Origin of the sequence: Chitinophaga eiseniae, assembly GCF_012641265.1 — a bacterium.
Lineage (GTDB): Bacteria > Bacteroidota > Bacteroidia > Chitinophagales > Chitinophagaceae > Chitinophaga > Chitinophaga eiseniae_A.
Genome location: NZ_JABAHZ010000002.1, coordinates 1,229,330 through 1,247,352, shown reverse-complemented (window position 1 = coordinate 1,247,352; position 18,023 = coordinate 1,229,330). Strand labels below are relative to the sequence as shown.

General features: G+C 47.6%; 10 protein-coding genes. 7 read left to right on the top strand and 3 right to left on the bottom strand.

Features of this window, described 5'->3' with window-relative positions; genetic code table 11:
- Positions 1 to 59: 59 nt before the first annotated feature.
- On the bottom strand, positions 60 to 3,380 hold the full coding sequence (secA, locus tag HGH91_RS12745) for a preprotein translocase subunit SecA (RefSeq protein ID WP_168738795.1): 3,321 nt from the start codon (positions 3,378 to 3,380) through the stop codon (positions 60 to 62).
- Between the two features lie 674 nt (positions 3,381 to 4,054).
- Here secA and HGH91_RS12740 point away from each other — a divergent pair.
- The 7 genes from HGH91_RS12740 (at position 4,055) to HGH91_RS12710 (ending at position 13,116) form a co-directional block, all read left to right on the top strand.
- Positions 4,055 to 5,329 carry an MFS transporter gene (locus HGH91_RS12740; RefSeq protein WP_168738794.1) on the top strand — a complete coding sequence of 425 codons (1,275 nt, stop codon included), beginning with the start codon at positions 4,055 to 4,057 and terminating at the stop codon, positions 5,327 to 5,329.
- Between the two features lie 22 nt (positions 5,330 to 5,351).
- The gene (locus HGH91_RS12735) at positions 5,352 to 6,515 is read left to right on the top strand and encodes a Gfo/Idh/MocA family protein (protein ID WP_168738793.1); all 1,164 of its coding nucleotides are present in this window, start codon (positions 5,352 to 5,354) and stop codon (positions 6,513 to 6,515) included.
- A gap of 22 nt (positions 6,516 to 6,537) precedes the next feature.
- Complete coding sequence (locus HGH91_RS12730) at positions 6,538 to 7,593, top strand: sugar phosphate isomerase/epimerase family protein (RefSeq protein WP_168738792.1); 1,056 nt, start codon at positions 6,538 to 6,540, stop codon at positions 7,591 to 7,593.
- Between the two features lie 56 nt (positions 7,594 to 7,649).
- Positions 7,650 to 8,063, top strand: a complete 414-nt coding sequence (locus HGH91_RS12725) for a c-type cytochrome (protein WP_145663646.1) — start codon at positions 7,650 to 7,652, stop codon at positions 8,061 to 8,063.
- Between the two features lie 34 nt (positions 8,064 to 8,097).
- Positions 8,098 to 8,820, top strand: coding sequence for a DUF1080 domain-containing protein (locus tag HGH91_RS12720; RefSeq protein ID WP_168738791.1), 723 nt, complete (start codon positions 8,098 to 8,100; stop codon positions 8,818 to 8,820).
- A 131-nt stretch (positions 8,821 to 8,951) separates the two neighbouring features.
- Positions 8,952 to 9,695, top strand: coding sequence for a ThuA domain-containing protein (locus tag HGH91_RS12715; protein WP_168738790.1), 744 nt, complete (start codon positions 8,952 to 8,954; stop codon positions 9,693 to 9,695).
- 7 nt (positions 9,696 to 9,702) lie between these two features.
- Positions 9,703 to 13,116 (top strand): ThuA domain-containing protein, encoded by a 3,414-nt coding sequence (locus tag HGH91_RS12710; protein ID WP_168738789.1) that lies wholly within the window; start codon positions 9,703 to 9,705, stop codon positions 13,114 to 13,116.
- A gap of 85 nt (positions 13,117 to 13,201) precedes the next feature.
- On the opposite strand, the gene HGH91_RS12705 is transcribed toward HGH91_RS12710, so the two are convergent.
- A complete protein-coding gene (locus tag HGH91_RS12705; RefSeq protein WP_168738788.1) occupies positions 13,202 to 14,602 on the bottom strand; it encodes a SusD/RagB family nutrient-binding outer membrane lipoprotein in 1,401 nt (466 codons plus the stop codon).
- Between the two features lie 20 nt (positions 14,603 to 14,622).
- Entirely contained in the window at positions 14,623 to 17,691 is a 3,069-nt protein-coding gene (locus HGH91_RS12700) for a SusC/RagA family TonB-linked outer membrane protein (RefSeq protein ID WP_168738787.1), read from the bottom strand.
- Positions 17,692 to 18,023: the final 332 nt, after the last annotated feature.

Below are 18,023 nucleotides of genomic sequence, written 5' to 3'. Positions count from 1 at the left end.
TGCAAAACGGATTACGTTGCCGTAATCCGTTCTGATATTCGTTATAGCGGTATAACTACTTATGCGTTCTTACCATGGCATTGCTTGTATTTCTTGCCGCTACCACAAGGGCAGAGGTCATTACGGCCAATTTGTGGTCCCTGGTGACGAATAGGTTCAGATTTTACCTCTTCAGCTACCTGGTAATCCGGAGCAGCGCCCTGGTGGCCATTATTGTCTACCAGGTCTTCGTGGGAAGCCCGCATACGGCTCATATCCGTTCTTTCTTCATGTGCTTCACGGATTTCCGCGGCTTCCTGGGCCTGGTTACCACCATGAATACCACATTTACACAGGAAGGATACGATATCGCGGCTGGTTTCGCCATCCATTTCCTTAAACAGGTTAAAGGCTTCGAATTTATAGATCAGTAATGGATCTTTTTGTTCGTATACGGCGCTTTGTACAGACTGTTTCAGGTCGTCCATTGCGCGCAGGTGCTCTTTCCAGGATTCATCGATCAGGGCCAGTGTAATGCTGCGTTCCAGCGCATTCATGGTTTCATGACCTTTGGTTTCTACCACTTTCTGCAGGTTAGCCATTACGTTAATACCTTTCTTACCATCGGTAAATGGAATAGAGATATTTTCGATCTGGTGGCCCTGTTCCGTGTGAATACGCTCAATCAGCGGGAAGGTATTCGCTACCAGCTCATTTACTTTACGCTGGTAATTGCCTTTTCCTTCGTGATACAGCTTGTTGGCCAGGGTAGGCACATCTGTTCTGTTCAGCTCTTCAGCGGTGATAGCGGTATCGATAGAGAAGTTCATGATGGCATCCATTTTGAAAGCTTCATAGTCGCCGCTGCCTTTGTGCGTGGTGACCATGCTTTCAGCCACATCGTAGAATGCATTATCGATATCAATAGCCAGGCGCTCACCAAACAGGGCGTGGTTACGTTTTGCGTAAATCACAGTACGCTGCTTGTTCATTACGTCATCGTATTCCAGCAGGCGTTTACGGATACCGAAGTTATTTTCTTCTACTTTCTTCTGTGCTCTTTCGATGGAGCGGGTAATCATGCTGTGCTGGATTACTTCTCCTTCTTTATAACCCATACGGTCCATCAGGCCGGCAATACGTTCTGAACCGAACATACGCATCAGGTCATCTTCCAGGGATACGAAGAACTGGGAAGTTCCAGGATCGCCCTGACGACCGGCACGACCACGCAGCTGCCTGTCTACACGACGGCTTTCGTGTCTTTCTGTACCGATGATAGCCAGACCACCGGCTTCTTTTACGCCAGGTCCGAGCTTGATATCCGTACCACGACCCGCCATGTTGGTAGCAATGGTTACCGCTCCCGGTAAACCTGCTTCTGCTACGATCTGTGCTTCACGGGCGTGTTGTTTAGCGTTCAATACGTTGTGCGGTACCTTATCGAAAGTCAGCATCTTGCTCAGTAACTCCGACACCTCTACGGAGGTAGTACCTACCAGTACCGGGCGTCCTTTGGCCTGTAATTGCTTAATTTCATCAATTACCGCTTTATACTTATCTCTCTTGGTTTTATATACCAGGTCTTCCGCATCTATACGGGAGATAGGGAGGTTAGTAGGAATGGTAACCACATCCAGTTTGTAGATTTCCCAGAGCTCACCAGCCTCTGTAGAAGCGGTACCGGTCATACCGGCCAGCTTGTGGTACATACGGAAGAAGTTCTGTAAAGTGATGGTAGCAAATGTTTGGGTAGCTGCTTCCACTTTCACATTTTCCTTGGCTTCAATCGCCTGGTGCAAACCATCGGAGTAGCGGCGTCCATCGAGGATACGACCGGTTTGCTCATCTACGATCTTTACTTTACCGTCCAGTACTACGTATTCAACGTCCTTATCGAACAGGGTATACGCTTTCAGCAATTGCTGTACGGAGTGGATACGATCTGATTTAGCGGCAAAGTCCTGCAGCAACATATCTTTCCGCTGCAGTTTTTCTTCCGCTGCTATTGACAGCTTTTCAATTTCTGCCAGTTCTGATCCTACATCTGGCAGGATAAAGAAGTTGGCATCTTCTCCGCCTTGTGTGATCAGGTGAATACCTTTATCGGTAAGGTCTACGCTGTTTTGTTTTTCGTCGATCACGAAGAACAGGCCTTCATCTACCTTTGGCATTTCGCGTTGCTGGTCGGCCAGGTAATAGTTTTCCGCCTTTTGCAGTAATACGCGGTTACCTGCTTCAGAGAGATATTTAATCAGGGCGCTGCTCTTTGGCAAGCCTCTCCAGGCGCGCATCAGGGCCAGACCACCGGTTTTAGGGTCATCTTTACCTTCTGCAATCAGTTTTTTAGCTTCCTGCAGGTATTGGTTCGCCGACTTTTTCTGCATTTCTACCAGGTATTCGATACGTGGTTTCAGTGCATGGAATTCCTGTTCTTCTCCACGTGGGATAGGACCGGAAATGATCAGCGGGGTACGGGCATCATCCACCAATACACTATCCACCTCATCCACCATGGCATAGTGATGTTTACGCTGTACCATTTCATCCGGGCTGTGTACCATGTTGTCGCGCAGGTAGTCGAAGCCGAATTCGTTGTTGGTACCATAAGTAATATCTGCCAGGTAGGCATTGCGACGATCCGGTGTATTGGGTTGGTGTTTATCGATACAGTCTACGGTAATACCGAGGAATTCAAACAGGGGGCCGTTCCATTCAGAGTCACGACGTGCCAAGTAATCATTCACGGTTACAATGTGCACCCCTTGTCCGGCCAATGCGTTGAGGTAGGCAGGCAGGGTAGACACCAGCGTTTTACCTTCACCCGTTGCCATTTCAGCAATCTTACCCTGGTGCAATACAGTACCACCTATCAGCTGTACATCATAGTGTACCATGTTCCAGGTAACGATGTTGCCGGCGGCATTCCAGCTATTTTTCCAGATTGCTTTGTCTCCTTCTATGGTTACATAGTCACCTTTTACGGCAAGATGACGGTCCAGATCTGTGGCAATAACGGTTTGCGTTGGATTGTTGGTAAAGCGGCGGGCTGTTTCTTTTACAACGGCGAAAGCTTCGGGCAGCAGTTCTTTCAACACTACTTCCAGTTGTTTATCGCGGTCTTTTTTCAGAATATCTATCTCCTGGTATACGGTATCTTTTTCTGTTACGTCTTCGGTGGTATCGGCGTTCTCTTGTTTCTCCGCTATTTCTTTATCAATAGAGGCCAGGTGTTTGGCGATACGCTCCCGGAAGTCCTGCGTTTTGCGGCGCAGCTCATCAATAGGCAGGGATTGCAGTTTTTCGTACTCCTCATTAATCTGCTGCACCACCGGAGAGATGGATTTGATATCCCTTTCTGATTTATTCCCTCCAAATAGCTTTGATAAAAAACCTAACATGTTAAACGTTTAATTACGAATTACGATTTCTATTTATGGTAACCTACTCCCATCCAGGCTGAGTATATAATCAGTTGATAACTTCCTGCTTTGTCAGCCTGTGGCGCTAAGGCGGCGGGCTTAGTCAGTTTGGATAGACGGCATCCAGGTTACTCAAATATTGTGCTTGCAAAGGCCAACTGTCAAGGTGTCAGTTTTACAGCTGCCCGGCAAGGCCTGTAAAAGTAGGAATAAATTCGGTGATTTAGCGGGGATTTTGAAGGGATTTTGCTTTTCCCGCTATCAATTAACATATTGATAGTATTTGCTGCTAACAGGCCGCTGTGGATGTTCTGCGGCATGGTATAACACCTGCGGCGAAGAAGCAGGCAACAAGGTTCCTATCTCCCTAAACCCGCATATAATTATATTATATATTATACTTTCTCTTTTGAATTCGGGTAAAATAACTGGCCAATGGTGGTGCTGCCCCCAACCGCTTATCCTGAATTATTACCGCAGGGACCATAATAAAATCGGGAGAGCCCCTTATACCACGGGACATTCCCCCCGAAAATGAAAATTTTCAGGAAAAATGCCATTCGTCCATACAAAAAGATGGAAATATGAAAATACTTTTTATAAATTTAAAGGTTTAATATAGGTTTTCAAGTTTTACTTAAAAGTCCACGTTTATGGCAAATGGAATTCAGCCACAAAAACTGTTTGTAGCCAGCTGTATGGCCCTGCTGGTAACATCGTTATCCTTTGGTATTCGCGCCGGCATCTTAAGCCGCCTGGGCGTCGAATTTCACCTGGATACAAAAGAATTGAGCATTATTGCCGGAACTGCTTTCTGGGGATTCCCGCTGGCAGTGGTAATAGGAGGCTTCATTGTAGATGCAATAGGTATGAAACGCCTGCTTCTTGCAGCTTTCGTACTCCATCTCACAGGTATTATCCTCACCGTATTTGCCAGTGGATTCTGGTCCCTGTTTATTTCCACCCTGTTTATCGGGATGGCCAACGGTACAGTAGAAGCAGCCTGTAACCCACTGGTAGCCACTATCTTCCCCGACAACAAAACCACCAAGCTCAATCACTTCCACCTCTGGTTTCCCGGCGGTATCGTAGTAGGTACGCTGCTGGTATTCCTGTTGTCTAAACTCGGACTTAGCTGGCAGCTACAGGTAGCTACCATGATTATTCCTACCCTGATCTATGGTTATCTTTTTATGCAACTCGATTTCCCGGTAACGGAAAGAGTGGCTTCCGGCGTATCTTCTGCACAGATGTACAAATCTGTGTTAAGCCCCCTGTTCATCGTCATGTTTATCCTGATGTTTGGCACCGCTATCACGGAACTCTTTACCGGTCAGTGGATTGAAGTATTGCTGAAGAATGTTACTGAAAATTCTATCCTGATCCTGGCATTAACAGCGGGTACCCAAACACTGGGCCGCGGTATCGCCGGACCAGTAGTACATAAAATTTCTCCTACCGGCGTATTGCTGATATCTGCCATTTTATCCGCTATTGGTTTATACCTGTTGTCGCATGTATCCGGCAGTATGGTATTTGTGGCGGCCTTTATCTTTGGTATGGGCGTAACTTATTTCTGGCCTACCATGCTGGGCTTCGTATCTGAAAATATCCCGGAATCCGGTGCATTGGGCATGAACCTGATGGGCGGCGCCGGTATGTTTGCCGTATCCGTGTACATGTACTTCATGGGCGGTTTCTACGATACCATCATTACCAAACAATTGCCTGCCGGCGCTTCGCTGGATGCTTACCGCTCTGCAGCACCCGGCTCTCCTGAAGCTACCGCCTTCAGCCAGGCGACTGCTGTAGCCGGCCCCGAAATTATTAACGCTACCCTGATAATACCAGTGATGTTGATTGTAGCATTTGCCGGGCTCTTCTTTTATATGCGCAGCCGCAAAAAAGCACAGATTCAAATAGTATAACCTCTAAAAGAGCATTGTAAATATGACACGGAAACTAAGAATGGGAATGATCGGAGGCGGTAAAGACGCCTTCATTGGCGCTATCCACCGGATTGCTGCCAATATGGATGGATTGATAGAGTTGGTGGCAGGCGCCCTCAGCATCAATAATGAAATTGCCGTAGAATCAGGTAAAATGCTGTTCCTCGACCCGGAACGTACTTACCTCGATTTTAAAACCATGTTAACCAAAGAAGCGGCTATGCCGGCAGATAAACGTATGGACTTCGTGACCATCGTTACGCCGAACTTTGCCCACTTCGAACCTGCCATGATGGCGCTGGACCTGGGCTTTAACGTAGTGATTGAAAAACCGATTACGTTTTCCCTGGAAGAAGCCAAACAATTAAAAGCGAAAGTAGAAGCCACCGGCTTAACACTTTTACTGACACATACCTACACCGGATACCCCATGGTAAAGCAAGCCAGGCAAATGGTGAAAGATGGTGCCCTGGGCAAAATCCGCAAAGTATGGGTAGAATATCCACAGGGCTGGCTCAGCAAACTGAGTGAGAGAGAAGGAAATGCACAGGCAGCCTGGAGAACAGATCCAACAAAATCCGGTAAAAGCGGATGTATGGGCGATATTGGCACCCATGCTGCTAACCTGGCAGAATATATCAGCGGCGCGAAGATCGAAAAACTCTGTGCCGACCTGAATATACTCGTGCCTGGCCGCGCACTGGATGACGATGGCGCCGTATTGCTGCGCTTCGACAACGGTGCTGCGGGCGTACTGATGGCCTCCCAGGTAGCTGCCGGTGAAGAAAATGCGCTGAAAATCCGCGTATATGGCGAAAAAGGCGGCCTCGAATGGGCGCAACACGAGCCTAATACCCTCCTGGTAAAATGGCTGGACAAGCCCACTGAAATCTACCGCGCAGGCGGCGGATATACTTTCCAGTCGAGCTACATGACCCACAACACCCGTACTCCTGGCGGTCACCCCGAAGGATACCTCGAAGCATTTGGTAACCTGTATCGCAACTTTGCCCAAACCTTATCTGCCAAAATCGACGGCGTACAACCTTCTCCCGAATCCCTGGACTTCCCGGGCACTGAAGAAGGCGTACGTGGTATGGCATTCATCGATAATGTAGTACGTTCTTCCCAGAGCGATGCTAAATGGACTAATTTCGAGATATAGTATTCACCATTAGAACGAGCGTATGAAAACGATTAAAGGACCTGGTATTTTCCTCGCGCAATTCATGGGAGATGAAGCGCCTTTCAATAATCTGAAATCGATCTGTGAATGGGCCGCTGCTCTTGGTTTTAAAGGCGTACAGATCCCTACCTGGGAAACACGCCTGATTGACCTGCAAAAGGCAGCGGAGAGCAAAACCTACGCAGATGAAATCAAGGGCATCGTGAATGCAGCAGGACTGGAAATCACAGAACTGAGCACGCACCTGCAGGGACAACTGGTAGCCGTAAATCCTGCTTTCTCTGAAATGTTTGATGGCTTTGCCCCTGCCGAATGCCGGGGTAACCTACAAGCACGTACGGAGTGGGCGGTGAACCAGCTGAAATATGCTGCAAAAGCCAGCCGCAACCTGGGACTTAATGCACACGCCACTTTCAGCGGCGCGCTGTTGTGGGCCCCTGCTATGTACCCCTGGCCACAACGCCCGGCGGGACTGGTGGAAACAGCTTTTGCTGAACTGGCCAACCGCTGGTTACCCATCCTGAATGAATTTGATGCCAACGGCGTAGATGTTTGCTATGAAATTCACCCGGGAGAAGACCTGCACGACGGAGTTACTTTTGAACGTTTCCTGGAAGCTACCGGCAATCATACCCGGGCTAACCTGTTGTACGATCCGAGTCACCTGTTGCTGCAATGCCTCAACTACCTGGAATATATTGATATCTACCACGAAAAAATCAAGGCATTCCACGTGAAAGACGCGGAATTCAATCCTACCGGCCGCTCCGGCGTGTACGGCGGATACCAGTCCTGGATCAATCGCCCGGGCCGTTTCCGTTCTCTCGGCGACGGACAAGTCGACTTTAAATCCATTTTCAGTAAAATGGCGCAATACGATTTTGCCGGTTGGGCCGTTATGGAGTGGGAATGCTGTATTAAACATCCGGAAGATGGCGCTAAAGAAGGAGCTCCTTTCATCGCCAGTCATATTATCCGTGTCACCGAAAAAGCCTTCGACGACTTTGCCGGCGGCGGTACCGATGATGCATTTAATAAAAGAATATTAGGCATTTAATCACCATCTATTATCCACTAATCGTTCGTAAACAATAACCAATAAATAAACAACAAATGAGAAAGAGATATCTGGCGCCGCTGCTGTTATCCGCTATGTTCTTTGCAGCTTGCGGAGGAGGAGAAAAAAAAGAAACAAATGCTGACAGCGTAAGCAAACACGAAACTCCGGCAGCAGACAATTCCATGGTATCGCCCAATGCAGACAAACCAGTTAGCAAAGGCGAAACCCTGATGGCGCAGAGTGATTGCAAAACCTGCCATAAAGAAGAAATGAAAGTGGTAGGACCTGCCTTAAAAGATATTGCAGGTAAATACCCTAACACACCAGAAAATGTTGACAAACTGGCCGACAAAGTAATCAAAGGCGGTTCTGGCAACTGGGGAGAAGTAGCTATGCTGCCACATCCACAGGTATCTAAAGACGACGCAAAAGAAATGGTAAGCTACATCTTATCATTAAAGCACTAAGTCTAACTAATAGCTCATTACTCAATCATCCGGCATGAAAAAGTTAATCTTGGGCGCACTAACGGTAGGTGCCCTCATCGCTACCTCCGCAGTGAAAGCCCAGCAATTAAATACCCTTTCAGCAAAGGAAAAGAAACAAGGATGGGTATTACTGTTCGATGGTACTTCTACCAAAGGATGGCATACCTACGGGAAAACAGAAGCCAGCCCCGCCTGGGGTGTAGCTGATGGCGCCATTGGCCTGGATCAGGCAGCAAAAAAGAATGGCGCTCCCGGTGGTGATCTCGTAACAAACGAGGAATATGAAAACTATGAACTGAGCCTGCAATGGAAAATTTCCGAAGGAGGCAACAGCGGTATCATCTTCAGCGTACACGAAGATCCTTCCTTAGGCCAGACTTATCTCTCCGGCCCTGAAATGCAGGTGCTGGATGATGCCAAACATTCCGATGGCAAGATCCCGAAACACAACTCCGGTGATCTGTACGACCTTATCAAGGCGCCTAAACTGGCTGCAAAACCAGTAGGGCAGTGGAATACCGCCAAGATCCTGAAGAAAGACGGTCGCCTGACCCTCTGGCTCAATGGCGTAAAAACAGCCGAAACTACTATGGGTACACCTGAATGGGATGCCCTGGTAGCTAAAAGCAAATTCCACGACTGGAAAGCATTCGGCAAATATCCAAAAGGCCACATTGCTTTACAGGACCACGGCAACGATGTTTGGTATAGAAACATTAAAATCAGAGTTCTTTAATTTATAGCAGCGCGCTTAAAGCAAAAAGCTATTGTAGTGAATGACCTTAGCGAATATTTAAAAATCGCATCTATCATTCGCTACAATAGCTTTTTGCTTTCTGCTCTTCACATCCACGTAAAATAATAACAATGAAAACATTCACCGCGTTTATTGCACTTTTGTTATTGGCCGGCACTTTATCCGTGCAGGCAAAGGGAAAACACAAAGCCAAAAAAGTGCTGGTTTTCTCCAAAACAAAAGGATTCCGGCATGATTGCATTCCGGCTGCCAAATTAGCCATCATGCAACTGGGAAAAGAAAATGGGTTTGAAGTAGATACGACGGAAGATGCCAGCGCATTTACCACTGCTAACCTGAAAAAGTATGCAGCCGTTATTTTCAGCTGCACTACCGGCGATGTACTTGACGACGCACAACAGGCAGCCTTTGAAAATTATATCCACAAAGGCGGTGCATGGATGGGCATACATGCAGCTACTGATACCGAGTACGACTGGCCGTGGTATAACAAACTCGCCGGCGCATGGTTCCTGAGCCACCCGCATCAGCAACAGGCCACGCTCAGGGTAGTAGATCACAATCACCCTGCTACCAAAGACCTGCCCGACGAATGGATCCGTAAAGACGAATGGTATAATTTCAAAAATCTCAATCCCGATGTACATGTGCTCATCAAAATAGATGAAAGCACCTACGAAGGCGGTAAAAACGGGGATAACCATCCCATGTGCTGGTACCACGATTTTGAAGGTGGTCGCGCATTCTATACCGAAATGGGACACATAAAAGAATCATACCAGGACCCTGTATACCTGAAACATTTACTGGGCGGCATCCAATATGCCATCGGTAACTGGAAACCCAAAAACTAACCGTCTGATGAAACATGCAATCAAAGTTTTCCTGCTGTTAGCCCTTGTAACAGCAGGCCTGGCAGCCTGTAAAAAAACACGCTCCGGAAAACCGAAAGTACTGGTGTTTACTAAAACCATGGGCTTCCGCCACACCTCTATTCCTGCCGGCATCGCAGCCATCCAGAAATTAGGCGCCGCCAACGGGTTTGAAGTAGATACTACCGAAAATGCCGATAAATTCAATGAAGATTCCCTGCAACAATATGCAGCCGTTATCTTCCTTAATACTACCGGCGATGTACTCAATAATTACCAGGAAGCCGATTTCGAAAGATATATCCAGGCAGGTGGCGGCTATGTAGGCGTTCACGCTGCTGCAGACACCGAATATGAATGGGGCTGGTATAACCACCTCGCCGGCGCATGGTTCCAGAACCACCCTCCGGGCGTACATAAAGCTATAGTTGACGTCGTTGAAAAGTCATTCCCTGCTACAGAAGGGCTCCCCGAAAAATGGGAACATACCGATGAATGGTATAACTACAAAGATGTAGATACCACTACCACTGTTCTGCTGAAATTAGATGAGAAATCTTATGAAGGCGGTAAAATGGGCAACAATCACCCCATCAGCTGGTACCACGATTTTGACGGTGGCCGTGCTTTCTACACTGGTCTCGGTCATACCGAAGAATCCTACACCGACAGCCTGTTCCTGAAACACCTGGCTGGCGGTATTAAATATGCCATTGGCAAAAACCTGGTACTGGACTACAGCCAGGCTAAAACACTGCGCGTACCATCAGAAGACCGCTTTACCAAAAATGTACTGGTATCCGGCGAATTCTTCGAACCAACGGAAATGGCTATACTCCCTAACCTCGACATCCTCGTGGCGCAACGCCGCGGTGAACTGATGCTGTATAATAATGCAGAGAAAAAATTGTCGCAGGTAGGTTTGCTGAAAGTATATCATCATACCGATGTACCGAAAGTAAATGCAGAAGAAGGTTTCCTGGGTCTCGCCGCTGACCCTGACTTCAAAAATAATCACTACATCTACGCGATGTACTCCCCGATAGATACCTCCGTAAACCGTTTGTCACGTTTCAAATTTGAAAACAACAAACTGGATATGGCATCAGAAAAGGTAATCCTCCAGTTTTATTCCCAGCGCGATATCTGCTGCCATACCGGCGGTTCTATTGCGTTTGGCCCCGGCGGACTCCTGTACCTATCTACCGGCGATAACACCACGCCATTTGATGAACCCGGACAGCAATATGTGAGCAAAGGCTATGGTCCTACAGATGATCGTCCTGGTCACCTGCAATATGATGATATGCGCGGTTCTGCCAACACCAACGATCTGCGCGGAAAAATCCTGCGTATCAAAGTGGAAGCAGATGGCTCCTACACCATCCCGGATGGTAACCTGTTCCCTAAAGGGACCAAAAATACCCGTCCTGAAATTTATGCCATGGGTACCCGCAATCCCTACAGGATGACGGTAGACCGGAAAACAGGATATGTATATTGGGGAGAAGTAGGGCCAGATGCCAACAACGATGACTCTACACGCGGACCACGAGGGTACGACGAAATAAACCAGGCAAAGAAACCCGGTTTCTTCGGTTATCCCATGTTTATTGCCAACAATAAACCTTACCGCAAATACAATTACGAAACCGGCCAAAGCGGTCCTTATTTCGATCCGGCCAAACCGATCAACGATTCCCGTAACAATACCGGCTTAAGGGAACTGCCGCCTGCAACACCTGCGTTTATCTGGTATCCTTATGGTAAATCAGATGAATTCCCGATTGTGGGTAACGGCGGGCGTAACGCAGAAGCCGGACCGGTTTACTACAGCGAATTTTATCCGAAGGAAACCCGTTTCCCGGATTATTATAACGATAAACTGTTTATCTACGACTGGATCCGTGGTTGGATCATGGCCGTTACCATGGATAAAAACGGTAACTTTTCTAAAATGGAAAAGTTCATGCCGCATACCAAACTCAATGCACCTATTGATATGGAGATGGGTCCTGATGGGCGTTTGTATATCCTGGAATACGGTAACGGATGGTTCAGCAAAAACGCAGATGCAGGCCTGTCTCGTATCGACTATAATGGCGGCAACCGTGCACCGAAAGCAGACATCCATGTAGATCGCCTCACCGGCGGACTGCCCTTTAAAGTAAAATTAACCGCCGATGGATCTGTAGATCCCGATGGCGATAAGCTTACCTACCTCTGGTATTTTGGTAATGGTACCAAAAAAGAAACCACGGAGCCTACTATTGAATTCACCTATACTGCAGCGGGCGAATACCCTGTGTACGTAGAAGTGTCCGATGATAAAGGCGCTAAAACAAAGAGTAAGTCTATCGACCTTTATGCAGGTAATGAAACGCCTGATGTAAAAATTGATATTACCGGTAATAAGATGTTCTACTTCCCGGGTAAGCAGGTACATTATACCGTTAATGTGAGTGATAAGGAAGATGGTACTACTGCCGACGGCAAGCTCGATGTTAATAACATTTTCGTGAAGGCCGACTACATACAGGGCCGCGATAAAGCAGCTTCGCCACAGGGCCACCAGATTATTACCGGCGCCATTGCAGGTAAAAACATCATGGAAGTATCTGACTGTAAAACCTGTCACAAGCCTGACGAAAAATCAATCGGGCCTTCTTTCAAACAGATCACTGAAAAGTATAAAGCAGATCCGGCAGCACCTGAAATGCTGGCAAAGAAAATCATCAGCGGTGGCGGTGGCGTATGGGGAGAAACAGCCATGTCGGCTCACCCTACCCTGTCTGTAGGTGAAGCCAAACAGCTGGTAGAATATATTTATTCTGTTGGTGGCGGCGCTACCAAAGCAGCTTCCCTGCCAGTTAGCGGCAGCATCAACCCAACGATGGGAGCTGAAGTAAAAGACGACGGCGTATTATACATGCTGGCCAGCTACACCGATAAAGGCGGCCCTGGCATTAAACCCATTACAGGTACCGCGCAAGTAGAGCTCATCAGCCCCGTACTGGCAGCAGCTGATTACAGCAAAGCCGATGGCGTATCTGTATTTTCAGTAAATGGTATGAAATTCCTCATCCCTGCTACGGCAGCGGGTTGGGCAAGCTACAACAAACTGGACCTTACTGACGTAAACGGCATTGAACTCAACTATATGGTACAGGAAACACCACAACAAGGTTATATTGTGGAAGCATTCCTGGACGATGCCAACGGTACCCGTTTGGGAGAAGTAACCATTGGACCGGGCGCTCAGCCTAAAACAGCCAATAAAGTGAACTTCAACTTTACACCGGTAGCAGACGGTAAAAACCATAACCTGTATTTCCGGTTTAAAGCCACTGACCCGGCACAAAAAGTACAGCTGGGCATTGTTTCATTTACGTTACATACTTAATAACATTCGTTTTCAAATAAAAAGCGGCCGTTTCAAGAAACGGCCGCTTTTTTATTGCCCCGCAGTAGCGGAGCGTTTTTTATGTTTAGTTCTTATCCCACCATACCCGGTCACCCAGGGTAGCCTTATGATCCGGCTGCGGATTGGTGAGCAACTCATCTGCCGGGTAAGGCCACCGGCGAGGAATGGCCTTTACTACCTCATCCTGGTAAGGCTTCAGCACCGGGAAGCCTGTTCTTCTCCAATCGTTATACGTTTCCGGCGACAGGAACCCGGCGATATACTTCTCTGTAATAATTTCCCCAATCGTATTGGCGGCAGTTAATGCCGGACGGGAGGCAATATAGATTTGCTGTGCGCCATCAGGTATCCCCAGCATTTTCATATGTGCTGCAATCGCCGCTGTATATACCGGTGCAGCGGCAGCAGCGCCCTGTTTGATAAACGCGGCTTCTGCTTTTATAAACAAGGCCTCTGCGTAGGTAGCCAGGTACAACGAAGCAGCCGACCCTGCATAAAAATTATTTACCCGCGAAAATGAGTCCAGGTCAGCAGCCTGTGGATCGCCTACCTTTCTGCCTACATAAGTGCCCTTGTCGCCTTTCTTCGCGAAGATCGCGAGGCGAGGGTCTTTCCTGGCTACCAGCGAATCGATGAACGACTGGGCACATACCACTCCTCCGGCGGCATCGGCGGTATTCATAAACCAGGGGCTTTCGGCCTGTCCACCACCTGGATAAGCCATCAATGCATTGTCGGCATTATCGCCAAATCCCTGTTGCAGGGCATTTAAGGCGCTATCTGCCTGGAGAGCAGCCGTATGCCCCGGCGCTTTGCTCAAACGCATATAATAGCGTGCTTTTAGCGTATATACAAACTTTTTCCATTGCCCCATATCGCCGTTGTAGATATAATCATCAGCGCCTGGTTTCACTTTTCCGGAAGGTTGTTGCATGTAATACAAGGCGCTGTCCAACATTTGCTGAATAGTAATGTAGATGGATTCCTGGCTATCATAAGCCGGCTTCATCACCTCGGGGATCCGGAAGGCTTGCGAATAAGGGACATTCCCCCACAGATCGGCCGCAATGGCCAGGTTATAGGCAAACAAGGTTTTACCGATAGCTACGTACTCCGGGTGCCGTTGTTGCTCCGCCTGGTTAATCATCATATTCAGGTTCTGAAAAACATTGGGATACAGGTAATAGCTCCAGGTATTATTACCATTCACGGGCGTAATGTTATACGATTCGATACTGGGATAAGGCTGGTTAATAGATAACTGCTGCATCCAGTAAGCGATCACATTGCCATAAGTACCTCCTACAATACTGGTAGCCGTGGTTACCTCCACCGGTGGAAGTACCTGTGCTTCCTTTACCTGGAGCGGATTATTGGGATCTTTATTCACATCCAGGAATTTCTTGCAGCCGGCTGTCAGCAGCATACCGGCCACGATCCATACCTTCATTTTAATATTTATCATCTTGTATACTTTAAATATGGTTAGAACATAACTTTTACACCAGCAATAACACTGCGGTTAGAGGGCACCGGGAAGTTCGAGAATCCTTGCCCATTACCACTTCCATTTAAACTCACTTCAGGATCAGAACCGGTGTAATTTTTATGCAGAATGAAATTGGTGCCGGTAACGGTCACCGCTACTGATCTAAAGAAAGAGCGTTTCAATAACGAAGCCCCGAAATTATAGCCCAGCGATACCTGCCGCAGCTTCAGGTAAGAGCCATCTTCCACACTATTTTCATTGCAATTGGAATAAAAGGATTTATAGTAGTTTTCATCCAATACAATGGGAACAGCATTCGGCGCATTGGTCTTCTCGTTTACACCCGGTAGCACCACGGTGGCTCCGCGGTTTTCTGTGCCTTTTGCTGTGCCATAGAAATAAAGGGAAGAGTTATCGAGATTAATCACATCACCACCATGTTTATGATCCAGTACAAAAGAAAAAGTAAACCCTTTGTACGACAGGTTGCTGGTGATGCCGCCCGTCCATTTGGGAGTGGAATTTCCAATAGGGCCATAGTCGTCGCTTACAATTGGATATCCTTTGTCGGTGAGCACCAATTGATGTTGCGCATTACGAATGTAGTGATTGCCGTAAATTACGCCGTAGGGCTGATTGGCATAGGCAAAAATACCGGGACTGGTAAAGCCTGCCAACTGTATATAGGAGATGCCGTTAGCCAGGGCCAGTACCTGGTTATCAATTTTCGTATAGTTAACACCGATATTCCAGGTAAAGTTTTTCGTTTTAACCGGCGTATAGCCCAGGCTAACTTCTATACCTTTATTTTGCATACTTCCCGCATTCAGCGAAGCGGCATTAAAACCGGTAGCAGCAGATATAGGTGAGCCAGGTGTGAGCAGGTCGCTGCTGCGTTTATTAAACCACGAAACCTCCAGGGAGCCCCTATTTTGCAGGAACCTGGTTTCCAATCCTATTTCAAATTCTTTTACTTTCTCATTACGCAACGGGAAGCCGTAGGTAGTTGTGAGCAGGTAGCCGTTTTGATCGCGGAAAGGAAAGACAATATTTCCTACGCCTGCCTGATAATAAGGATTGCTAACCGCATATTCTCCCACATTATCATTGCCTACCATCGAATAAGATACGCGTAGCTTACCATAATTAAGGATGGGACTCTCCGCCATATGCAGGGCTTCCGTAAAGATGAAGCCCCCGCTCACAGAACCGTAAGGATAGAACTGGCTACCTTCCGACAGCACGGAGCTACCATCATAGCGGCCGGTAAGCGCCAGCGTGAGCATCCGCTTGTATTCCAGGTTGGCCTGCGCATAAAACCCCACCTTCCGCTTGCGGTAGTAACCGTAGCTGGACGATACCTTGGAAGCATTGCCGATGTTATATAATTTATCGACTGATAAACCGATGCCCTGTACAAAAGAGTTGTCGGTATACCTGCTGAGGATATTATTACCTACGAGAATATTCGTGAACCAGTCGGCACCAAATTCCTTCCGGGCTTCCACCATCAGGTCATGGTTAAATTGCTGGTATTTGATATTCCGCTGATATACCTGCCCAATGACAGGCGTAGAGCCGTTGTTACCCCAGCCAATAGCGCCAGGGGCTTCATGGTAATCGGTGGTATTTACGTACATATCGGCGCCGGCACGTTCGGTGATAGTGAGCCATGACAATGGATTATAGGCCAGCGTAATTACAGGTATGATGCGGTTGTTTTTATCCCGCAAACCAGTATTATCGAGGACCCAGTAGGGGTTATTTCTGCCGGTACGGAAAAGACGCTGGGATCCGTCTTCATTGGTGGAAGGAAGCGGGTCCCAGGAGATAGGGCCCCCATATACGGTCCACAAGGGGTTGATAAAATTATTTCCTTCCAGGTAACGGTGGTTATCTGACTGTACGTAATTAAACTGTGTGGTGAGCTGCAGGTTCTTCAGCAGTTTCACTCCAAAGCGGGTAAAAAGCGAGTGACGGGAATAATCCGTCTGCGGTATTGTACCGGTTGTTTTCAGGTAAGAGTAAGACACCAGGTAATTGGTTTTATCAGAATAGCCACTCACATTGATATTGTTGTCGGTGGTATGCCCTGTTCTGAAAAACTCCTTCATCTGGTTGTGCTTACGTACTGGCATGCCGTTTACCGTCAGGGTATCGATAGCAGGTCCCCAGGAAGAGGAGTTCTTGCCGCCATTGTTACCATCAATAAATTTTCCGCCGGAGCCTTGCGCAAACTTGTCCTGCAACGCAGGTAAAATGGGTGTCTGAAAAGAATAGCTACTGCTGAAAGCTACGTCTGGTGTACCTTTAGCATGAGCGCCGGCGCCATTTTTGGTAGTAATGATCACAGCGCCCCTGGCGGCAGATGAGCCGTACAAAGCTGTAGCCGCGGCTCCTTTCAATACAGAAATACTTTCGATGATGTTAGGGTCTATATCGCTGGCGCGGTTGGCGGTACCTCCCGAGTACTCCGGTCTTCCCGGGTTGCCGGCTTCAGAGTTGTCCATAGGGATACCATCAATCACAAACAGAGCCTGGTTATCGCCTACCAGTGAGCTATTTCCGCGAATCACAATTCGCGCAGAGCTACCTGGTATGCCGCTGGAATTGCTGATTTGTACGCCGGCCACCTTTCCTGCCAGCGCGTTTACCACGTTATCCTGTTTCGCTTCCGTGAGCGCAGCGCCTTTTACTTCCTGTACACTGTAAGTCAGCATGCGCTTGTCGCGCTTAATGCCCAGCGCTGTTACCACCACTTCGTTTACTTCTCTCGTATTTTCTATCAGCGATATCACCAATGGCGTAGTGCTGCCAGTTTTGATGGTAGTGGTCATATAACCGATAGCAGTGACCTGCAGTACATCTCCAGCCTGGGCCTTAATTTTAAAGGAGCCGTCGGCCTCAGATGCCACACCTGTATTACGGCCTGGTATCCGGACAGATGCACCGGGCACGGCGGTTCCGTCTTTGTTTACCACCTTCCCGGTGATAGTAGCTGTTTGCGCATAGGCAAAAGCTACCGCTAACAGCAGCCATGCTGCTATTGCAATTGTTTTTTTCATAAGTGTTTATATTATAGAAATGAAACAGGCTGCCACGTGCAAGCAGGTACACGCCAGCCAGCGTTGTGCGCAACGCGAAAACTGATTAATGAATAATGGTAAAGATTTTGTGTCTGATAAAAATGTAGCCTTCGGGCTATTTCATAACATAGTTCTATTGATTGATATATTGCTAATATCAATACCCATCTTACTTTCAGCTGAAGCAGACGCGTGAATACTATTTTGATCCGGAGTAAAATTAGCGCACATACCGAGATGTGGTCACATTATAATTAACCACTTCTATGCAAATTTTAACCTGCGCCAAAATCAGTGTTACCACGATAATT